Here is an 8472-nt window from a genome sequence, read left to right as displayed (position 1 = left end):
TAAAACTGACTATGTAGTTGATATTTAAGACTGAACGATTCTCATGCAACTGATTTGTTTTCATTTTATATTGAATTCGGTAATTCCAAAAAGAGCAAAATCAAAGTTCACTAATGTTTTCTGTCCTATCTATATTGGAAAATAAGTGATGAAGCTAATCTTCTTTTCATTTTCCATTCACTTGTCGGGCATCTCGATAGTAATATTGAGTTTCCGATGAGTTCAGGCCGGTGACAAAAAATGCTTTTCGGAAATTAAGGTAATATTCATTGTATTTATCGCGTTTATGCGCATCATTGAAAATTGCCTGCTGAGAATGCGGATAAGAGTTGCTAATCAACTGTCCCATTTGCCTGTTAAAATCTTGGTCTCCGGTGCCGGACCAGACCATGACTTCACCGGTATAGGTTGATCTATTAAGGTTAAAATGCGGGGTGGAAATTATACCCTCAGCGTTGGCTTTCAAAAAGTCTGCAATCACAATCCTTGTCCATTCATACATCAAATTTACTTCCTGGGGAGAAGTTGGATTATACTCCATCAGATCCGCACCTAACAATTCATATATCCGCACCTTCACTTCCACCTCAGAGGGAATACTGATTATAAAGTTAACCAGAGGAAAGTTATAGGCTGGATTAATCCAGTTTTTAAAATATAGGTATTTATCTCTGAACGCAGCTTTCTCTGTCTGGCTTTCAACAATTCTTTTTTGCGAGTCTTTATCACCATGCAGTCCGAGTTTGAACATGGTATACGCTAGAGAAGGCCTGGTTTCATTCCGGGATAAAGCAAAGTAGGCGTTTGCTGCGTCTGGATTCGACTCATATAAATTACTTGCAAAAGTAACGTTATGTTGCTGGGCCAGGTCGGGAGCTCCGCTAAATTCAATCAGTGCGCGGGAAACGTGGGAACCGTATTTGTCCAGATATTGCTGCACCAAAAACCCTCCCCCTGATCCGCCGTAGAGCATTATTTTGCCATCTGGGGGTAGAAGTCCCTTTTTTTTCATATCTCGCCGCACAGCTTCGATATCTTCGATTTGCTGGGCCGAACCATATAACTTCATAGCGAAATTATAGTTGACTGAGCCGTCTTTGTTGTAGACCTCCGGAAATAGTGTTGGATTTACGCCGCGGTTGCCTATGAGTACATATGAAAGCCCACCCAGGTTGCTTTCAAAATTCGCAAAATCCTCGGAAGAATTTATCATCCCCACTGCTTCCTGCTGGTTGTCAAAAAGCCAAAAAATTACCTTTTCTTCAGGTTTGAAATTAGGGCTCAGGATGTAGAAGTCCGTGAAATTTCCCTTGGAGGAGTCGTTATGGTCAATTGGCAATTGTAAATAATAGTGATGGCTATCTGGTGGCATTTCAGGGTAGTAGCTGCCGGCAGCAAGTCTCGTAGCTGGTACAGCCGTGAATTCTCTGTATTCAAACCATCCATATACAAGGCCTGCTGCAAGAATGAACAGCACCAGGAATTTGAAAAGCTTAACACCTCTTATTTTGCAGCTTGACATACAGTCCCTCCAGCATCATTTTTTGTTATATGGGGAAGCTCATTTATTATCTCTTTTACAGGTGTCCATTGAGAAACTGTGGAGTGGTCTCAGCTTTGTTTTGGTCAGTTAGATCCGGCTCATATAATTATTGGTCGGGGATTTTGCTTGTTCCTGACAGAGACGCTGAATCTGGATTTGAAGATAAAAGTATACTTTCGTTTTCAGATCTTTACAAGGACTAAATCTGATATTTATGCTTTAAGAGACACTATCTTTCTAATTTAACCCTTCTAAACTCTTAAATATTTACTTTTTTGAAATTTATTTCCTTTAAAAAGCTTTTATTGATCTTATTTGGGTTGTTTTCTTAATGGGCCTACACGCTTGAACTGAGAAATCAGTAGCATTAAATGGTTAATTGTCTAATACGTGAGTTTATTCATGATGTCTGTTGTATTTGTTTTTATTCTCCCGTTGCGTATTTCATACTCAATCTAATAGCTTATTTGGACACTCAAAATTTGTTTATTTGGATTTCATGTTCACTTTTCGTTCAAATAGAATCCTTTTACTGGGCTCGATAAGGATTTATCCTTTTATTTAAGGTTATATGCAAAATTAAACGTTCTATACAGCTTATTTTGTAAATTAATCCCATTAAATCTTCCTATTTTAATAAGTATTTTTATATTTAAGCCAGCCAATTTCAGGGATGTCAACCGGCGATAGTCGGCAAGACAATTTAAACAAATCAGGACTTGTGCTGTTGAACTGAGTAAACAGTAGCATGAAACTCCAAACAGTCCAAATATTATTATTTATAACAGAGTAGCTTGTATTTTATTATGAACCTCCTCTGCACAAGTCCTGTGTAGATACAAAATAAAATAGATACAAAATAAAAACACCTCTCAGATACAAAATAAAAACACCTCTCAAATTGTATCAAATTGTATCAAATTGAACAAAAATTAGGAGTATCAAAACTTATGGGTAAACAAATATTTGACAAAATAAAAAAGATCATGTGTATGTTTACACTAGTCTTTTTTGTAATGTCATTGACAGCTGCGTCAGTAAGCGCAGGGTCAAATGATGTTAAAAAATGGACTGAAGAGAAGACTAAGTGGGATAAGGAAAAGACTCAGTGGGACAAGGAGAAGACTAAGTCGGATAAGGAGAAGACTCAGTGGGATGAGGAAAAGACTCAGTGGGATCAGAAAAATAAAACAGGAAACGATTATAAGAACTGGTTAATTAAATACAACAAATGGTTGAGCAAACACAAAGCTTGGGAAGCCAGTCACAAGAAATGGGAAACAAACTATAATAAATGGGAAAACAGCCAGTAAAAGTTGATTGTGAAATTCTGAATAACTGGCTGTAAAATAAACCAAATAGATACTAAACTAACTAAATAAATAGTTATCTAAATAAATAACTAACTAAATAATTAACTAAACAAGTAATAAACTAAATAAACGGTGGCTATAAAAGAAACTTATTTCCGGATAGAATTTACGCGCTTGAATAACAAAATAAAGCACGCTATTGGTTCCTCAGTTCAAGCGCGTAAGTCCTACCTTCTTTTACTTCCAGCCTTCCCTGAGAAAGCAGTCTTTTGAATATGTTTTCCCAAACTTCCCTTTCAATTCCACCCTGAATTCCGTGCCCTTGTTGGGTGTCGTAGGTCTCGGATGAGGCATCCCAGATGCGGACAATATTCTGTCCTATTCTGTTTTTCCTGAGCTTCATCATCCAAAATCTTCTTACATTTCCGCCTTTCTGAAACGTCAAAACAAATATCAATCAACTTGTTTTTTGTAAACTGAATTTTTCCAAAAGATCAGTGGAATTTTGATAAGTATCTGAACCAGTTGGTGAAGTACTGGACTGCAGTAACTATCCAATCTGACAGAGTCGAGTTACAGTCCCGCTCTTTCAACCATTATATCTGCCACATGTTTTGCATCTTTGAACGGGAAATCTTTTTCAGTAATCAGGCTTTCCGCCTCTTTTGCAGTAACTTCAACATCCCCTATTCTGCATGTGGTGTCCAGCCCCTCGGGTAAGGCAGCAATCAATTCCTCCATCGTGTTTATGGGGAATTTCGCATCTTTAAGTATTTCAAGGATCTGTTCGTAAACTTCTTCCTTTACGTTCATTTTTTCCCTCCGATTCCAGTCTTTTTGTTTCGCACTTTTGGACGAATTAGGGTATCAGTATAAAATATGAACCTCATATTCCTACTTAAGGGGTATCCTATAATTCACGTCCGCCAAAATAATGTGTTCCCCGCAGGAGGGATGTAAAAGCAAACGGAAGTGCCCAGATTCGAGGCAATTGATGTTGGAAAATCTTGATTCATACATACTTATTCCCTGAAGATGGCGGAATCAAAGTTTCGCGTTTTTGTCTCGTGTTGGGCGGAAATGTGCCGTTGCTTGCAGAGGGGTGCACAAAAGCAATTTTGATTTGTTGAGTTAAAAACTATAGAATGCCACCAACGCACTCATTTCCAACTTAACCAAGCATAAATCACCTGCATGCAGCTTCAGGGAATCAACAAATTGTGCAGGCACTTCTGCAGTCAGAGTCTTGTTATGTCTGACAAGTTTAAGTGTAATTCGTTTTTTTGGTCCTTTATTGATGATACTATTCACACGTGCAGAATAAATGTTTTCATCCTGATCCTCAGAATCGGAATCAGGCAAAAGAAGAGTTATGTTCTCAGGATGGATTCCCCAGGAAACTTTATCTCCGGCTTTGAAGTTCAGATATTTTATTTTTATTCTCAGGTCTCCGCTTTCTAACACTGTACTTTTTGACTCTTCATCATACTCTTTAACATAAGCATCGTCGAAAATATTTGACACGCCAACTAGCTCTGCCACATGCAGGTTTTTAGGATGATAGAAGATCTCTTCAGGGGTTCCGAACTGCTGGGCCTTTCCTCCATGTAAAATAAGAATTTTGTCGGCTAACAGGAAAGCTTCTTCGAGATTGTGAGTGATAAATAACAAAGGTATTCCAATCTTGTTTTGCAATTTTTTTATTTTTTCTGCAAGTTCTATTCTTATTTCCAGGTCAAGTGCAGAGAAGGGTTCATCCAGAAGTAAAATCTCTGGTTTGGGAGCAAGAGCTCTTGCTAGAGCTACTCTCTGTTTTTGCCCCCCTGACAGTTGGGATGGATATCGGGTTTCCAATTCCTCAATATGGAGAAGGTTCAGCATTTCCAGAACCCTTTCTTTCTTGGCTTCTTTCTCCCAACCTTTGAGGCCGCATTCTATGTTTTTTCTAACGTTCATGTGAGGAAAGAGGGTATAATTCTGAAAAACATAGCCAAGATTGCGCTTCTGGATTGGTAGATTTATTTTTTTGTCTTTATCGTAATAAACTTTACTTCCTACAGTTATTTTTCCATAATCTGGTTCTGTAATTCCTGAAATGCATTTGAACAGTGTGGTCTTTCCTGATCCTGAAGGCCCAAAAAGTACGACAAGTTTGTTTTCCATTTCAAAGCTGACATCTAACATAAAAGCTTTCTTAACGTCTTTTTTCCCATTGTTACCAGCTTCATTATACTGTTTTTTAAGTTCAACTTTAACGCCCAAGCTCATACCTCTAATTTTCCTACAAATTTCCCTGTTAGAGCAATGGCCAGCAGGGACATAAGAATCAGGATTAAAACCAGCATCTGGGCAAGTTCATTATTTCCTGACTGAAAAGCGTTGTATATTGAGATCGACATTGTGTTCGTTTTTCCCGGGATATTTCCTGCCACCATGAGGGTTGCTCCAAATTCCCCAATAGCCCTTGCAAAACTGAGTACCAGTCCTGCTAATATTCCTTTTTTTGCAAGAGGCAATGTTATTAGAAAAGCAGTTTCAATCTCACTTCTTCCGAGGATGTAGGCTGTATATTCAAATTCCTTATCCACTGCTTCAATGGCCGCTTGTGCCGTTCTTACCATTAGGGGGAGGGAAACCGTATAAGCCGCAATGACTGCAGCCTGCCAGGTAAACATGATCCCAGTTCCCAGAAAGCTGAAAATCAAGTGGCCAAGAAATCCTTTTTTCCCTACCAGAATGACCAGAAGATAGCCAATCACGGTAGGTGGGAGGACTAGAGGAAGTGTTACCAACAACTCTGCAAGCTCTTTTCCACGGAAATTAAATCTCGCAAATATATAAGCTATGACTACACCACTGCACAGTACGAGGATGGATGATATGAAAGCTATCCAGAGTGAAAGAAATAAAGGAAACCATATCTGGTCGAGAATTGAAGTCATATTTGATTCTGTTCTAAGGCTATCGGATAGATAATTAGGTATTAACAGGCATATTTATATCTATTTTATAGTGTCGGGTTGTGCAGTTTTTGTATAGGTCATATATACAAAGCCTGTATCCACTTCTCCCCTTTCCACCTATACAAGGGCCTGTTAAAATGCTTATATTCTCAATTTAGAATCTTTCAGGTCTTTCAAACGGTTTTTATAAAGCAAAATGTTTTTTGTGGAACATTCTACATTATGGACACAATAATGGTAAAATAAGTAAAAATCCCAGTAAAAACTATCTGGGATAACACTCATGCAATGGACGAATGGAAATAAAACAATTAATCTATGGCTATCATCACATTTGAGGCCTTGATTACTGCGTATGCTTCGCTTCCCTCTTTTAACTTCAGATTTTCAGCTGATGTCTTTGTGATGATGGAAGTGATTTCCGCTCCACCTGGTAACTCTATTACAATTTCAGTGTTGACCGCTCCAGCGACAATTTTTTTAACCTTGCCTTTCAAGACGTTGCGTGCACTCAGTTTCATTATTTGCTTCTCCACTTAATATTTAGTTAATTATTTAGTTAATTATTTAGTTAATTATTTAGTTAATTATTAAATTCATTATTTTAGTAAATTATTTAATTAATTATTAAATTCATTATTTTAGTAATTTATTTAATTAATTATTATTTTACATGTGTACATGTGAACTGTATATATGAGCCTTACGAACTTGAAATCCGTTTCCAAAGTTTTATGGTTTATATTTGGGAAATGGATTTCAATTCTCAGCTCGAAACAGCGAAGAGCCAAAATAGTTTTTAAATCAAAATTTTAATTTGAGAGCCTCCCAAAATTACTAAGATTACATCTCCTATTAGAACTATCCATCGGATTTTTTGGAGAGGTCTAAAGTCTTTGGGTCTAAAGTCTTTATATCTGTTATTTGTTAACCACGACCGCCTTTATGTTAACAAATTCCTTGAGACCATAATGGGAAAGTTCTCGCCCGATCCCGGACTTCTTGATCCCTCCAAAAGGCAGCCTCGGGTCGGACCTGACCATTCCGTTGATGGCTACAAATCCTGACCTGATCCTTTTTGCTAGCTTTTCTGCCCTTTCCAGGTTTCCGGACCACACTTCGGCTCCAAGCCCGAACTCTGTGGAGTTTGCGATTTTTACTGCTTCATCTTCATCCTTTACTGTGATCACCGGCGCAATAGGGCCGAAAACTTCTATATTACAGACCTCCATATCGGCACTGGCTGCAGGGATAAGGGTCGGTCTGAAGAAAAAGCCCTTTTCACACTCTTTTCCACAAGCACGAGGCTCAGCTCCTTTCTTTTTTGCGTCCTGAACGATCTTCTCGAGACTACCCACAAATTCCTCTTTTGCAACAGGCCCGATATCGGTTTCTTCATCCATCGGATCTCCGATTTTCAGTTTATTAATTTCTAGTTCAAATGCCTTCATAAAATCCTCAATAACATTTTCTAAGACAATAAATCTCTTGGCAGCAATACAGCCCTGTCCTGTGTTGAGGAAACGAGACTTCGCTGCGGCCTGAGCAGCCCTCTCGATATCGGCATCTTCAAGCACTATAAATGGGTCCGACCCTCCTAATTCCAGTACAAAAGGCTTGATAGCTTTCCCGGCAAGCTCACCGATTTCAGAGCCTGCACTTACGCTTCCGGTAAGTGAAACCCCGTCCACCATGTCCTTTTTAATAATCTCCATGGTAATTTTCGGGTCAATTAAAAGGGTCTTGAAAACGTTTTCCGGAAACCCTGCCTCCAGAAAGACTCTCTCAACCTCCAGAGCTGACCTCGGCACATTTGAGGCGTGTTTGAGCACACAGACATTTCCTGCACAGATTGTAGGTATTGCAAACTTGAATACCTGCCAGAAAGGAAAATTCCAGGGCATGATCCCGAGAATTATTCCCAGAGGTTCAAAAGTCACATAACTTTTCTCAGCCCCTGTATCAACAAACTCATCTTTCAGAAACTCAGTCGCATTTTTAATGTAATAGTCACATATAAAGGCGCACTTCTGGACCTCGGCCCTCGACTGCTTGATAGGTTTTCCCATCTCTTTCGTAATAATCTCGGCATAGATATCGGAATTCTTTCGAAGAACCTCTGCAACCCTTGCAAGATACTTCGTCCTTTCGTCAACAGACAAGGAACTCCACATGGAAAAAGCAGCCCTTGATTTTTTAATATATGCCTCACATTCCTCAAAAGAAAAAGAATCATATGTCCAGTTTACTTCTTCAGTATAGGGATTAACTGATTTTAATTTCATGCTTCCACCTCGGACACATTTCGTTTGTTTCTTAAGTATGAGGTTTGATTGATTTCAAGATTCATAACCTCATCCCCAGGAAAGTCATATAATAATAGTGGAGATCTTTGTAATAAACTTTAAGTGGATAGATCTGGCAGAAAATAAGATGCTGGGTTTTATACCTATAGGACTTACGCACTTGAAGTACCAAATCAAGTACGAGCAGCATCATCGGAATTAGTAGGATTTAGACAGTTAAGTATTTAGTGTTGCTGTTTTTCTGTTCAACTGCGTAAGTCCTAACCTATTCATGAGCCTACATTCGGCAGGTCGACATTTAATTTTCAATAATTCCTGCTGACAGCGATTTTGAAATGATGCTTCAT

The 8472-nt window shown here is 38.6% G+C and carries 8 protein-coding genes; 1 reads left to right on the top strand and 7 read right to left on the bottom strand.

The features are described 5' to 3' along the window. Positions 1-166: 166 nt before the first annotated feature. Positions 167-1522, bottom strand: a complete 1356-nt coding sequence (locus RG963_RS15840) for an alpha/beta hydrolase family protein (protein WP_310577245.1) — start codon at positions 1520-1522, stop codon at positions 167-169. A 971-nt stretch (positions 1523-2493) separates the two neighbouring features. On the opposite strand from RG963_RS15840, the gene RG963_RS15835 reads away from it, so the two are divergent. Further along, a complete protein-coding gene (locus RG963_RS15835) occupies positions 2494-2856 on the top strand; it encodes a hypothetical protein (RefSeq protein WP_310577244.1) in 363 nt (120 codons plus the stop codon). A 196-nt stretch (positions 2857-3052) separates the two neighbouring features. Here the strand turns inward: RG963_RS15835 and RG963_RS15830 are convergent, their stop codons facing one another. The 6 genes from RG963_RS15830 to RG963_RS15805 all read right to left on the bottom strand — a co-directional run bounded on the left by RG963_RS15830 (position 3053) and on the right by RG963_RS15805 (position 8104). After that, entirely contained in the window at positions 3053-3262 is a 210-nt protein-coding gene (locus RG963_RS15830; protein WP_310577243.1) for a hypothetical protein, read from the bottom strand. 167 nt (positions 3263-3429) lie between these two features. Further along, a complete protein-coding gene (locus RG963_RS15825; RefSeq protein ID WP_310577242.1) occupies positions 3430-3669 on the bottom strand; it encodes an MTH865 family protein in 240 nt (79 codons plus the stop codon). Between the two features lie 318 nt (positions 3670-3987). After that, positions 3988-5124: an ABC transporter ATP-binding protein gene (locus tag RG963_RS15820; RefSeq protein ID WP_310577241.1), complete on the bottom strand. Its 1137-nt coding sequence runs from the start codon at positions 5122-5124 to the stop codon at positions 3988-3990. Next, positions 5121-5798, bottom strand: coding sequence for a molybdate ABC transporter permease subunit (gene modB, locus RG963_RS15815; protein ID WP_310577240.1), 678 nt, complete (start codon positions 5796-5798; stop codon positions 5121-5123). Before modB ends, RG963_RS15820 begins: the two co-directional genes overlap by 4 nt. Positions 5799-6130: 332 nt before the next feature. Continuing rightward, entirely contained in the window at positions 6131-6340 is a 210-nt protein-coding gene (locus RG963_RS15810) for a TOBE domain-containing protein (protein ID WP_310577239.1), read from the bottom strand. 399 nt (positions 6341-6739) lie between these two features. Then, positions 6740-8104, bottom strand: a complete 1365-nt coding sequence (locus RG963_RS15805; RefSeq protein ID WP_310577238.1) for an NAD-dependent succinate-semialdehyde dehydrogenase — start codon at positions 8102-8104, stop codon at positions 6740-6742. Positions 8105-8472 lie beyond the last annotated feature (368 nt).

It is taken from the genome of Methanosarcina baikalica (genome assembly GCF_031461075.1).
Lineage (GTDB): Archaea > Halobacteriota > Methanosarcinia > Methanosarcinales > Methanosarcinaceae > Methanosarcina > Methanosarcina baikalica.
The sequence above is the reverse complement of the archived record's forward strand: the minus strand, read 5'-3'. Positions and strand labels throughout refer to the sequence as shown.

What these genes read in the sequence shown, in the direction of transcription:
- RG963_RS15840 (WP_310577245.1), bottom strand. Translation starts at nt 1,522, where the DNA reads ATGTCAAGCTGCAAAATAAGAGGTGTTAAGCTTTTCAAATTCCTGGTG.
- RG963_RS15835 (WP_310577244.1), top strand. Translation starts at nt 2,494, where the DNA reads ATGGGTAAACAAATATTTGACAAAATAAAAAAGATCATGTGTATGTTT.
- RG963_RS15830 (WP_310577243.1), bottom strand. Translation starts at nt 3,262, where the DNA reads ATGATGAAGCTCAGGAAAAACAGAATAGGACAGAATATTGTCCGCATC.
- RG963_RS15825 (WP_310577242.1), bottom strand. Translation starts at nt 3,669, where the DNA reads ATGAACGTAAAGGAAGAAGTTTACGAACAGATCCTTGAAATACTTAAA.
- RG963_RS15820 (WP_310577241.1), bottom strand. Translation starts at nt 5,124, where the DNA reads ATGAGCTTGGGCGTTAAAGTTGAACTTAAAAAACAGTATAATGAAGCT.
- modB (WP_310577240.1), bottom strand. Translation starts at nt 5,798, where the DNA reads ATGACTTCAATTCTCGACCAGATATGGTTTCCTTTATTTCTTTCACTC.
- RG963_RS15810 (WP_310577239.1), bottom strand. Translation starts at nt 6,340, where the DNA reads ATGAAACTGAGTGCACGCAACGTCTTGAAAGGCAAGGTTAAAAAAATT.
- RG963_RS15805 (WP_310577238.1), bottom strand. Translation starts at nt 8,104, where the DNA reads ATGAAATTAAAATCAGTTAATCCCTATACTGAAGAAGTAAACTGGACA.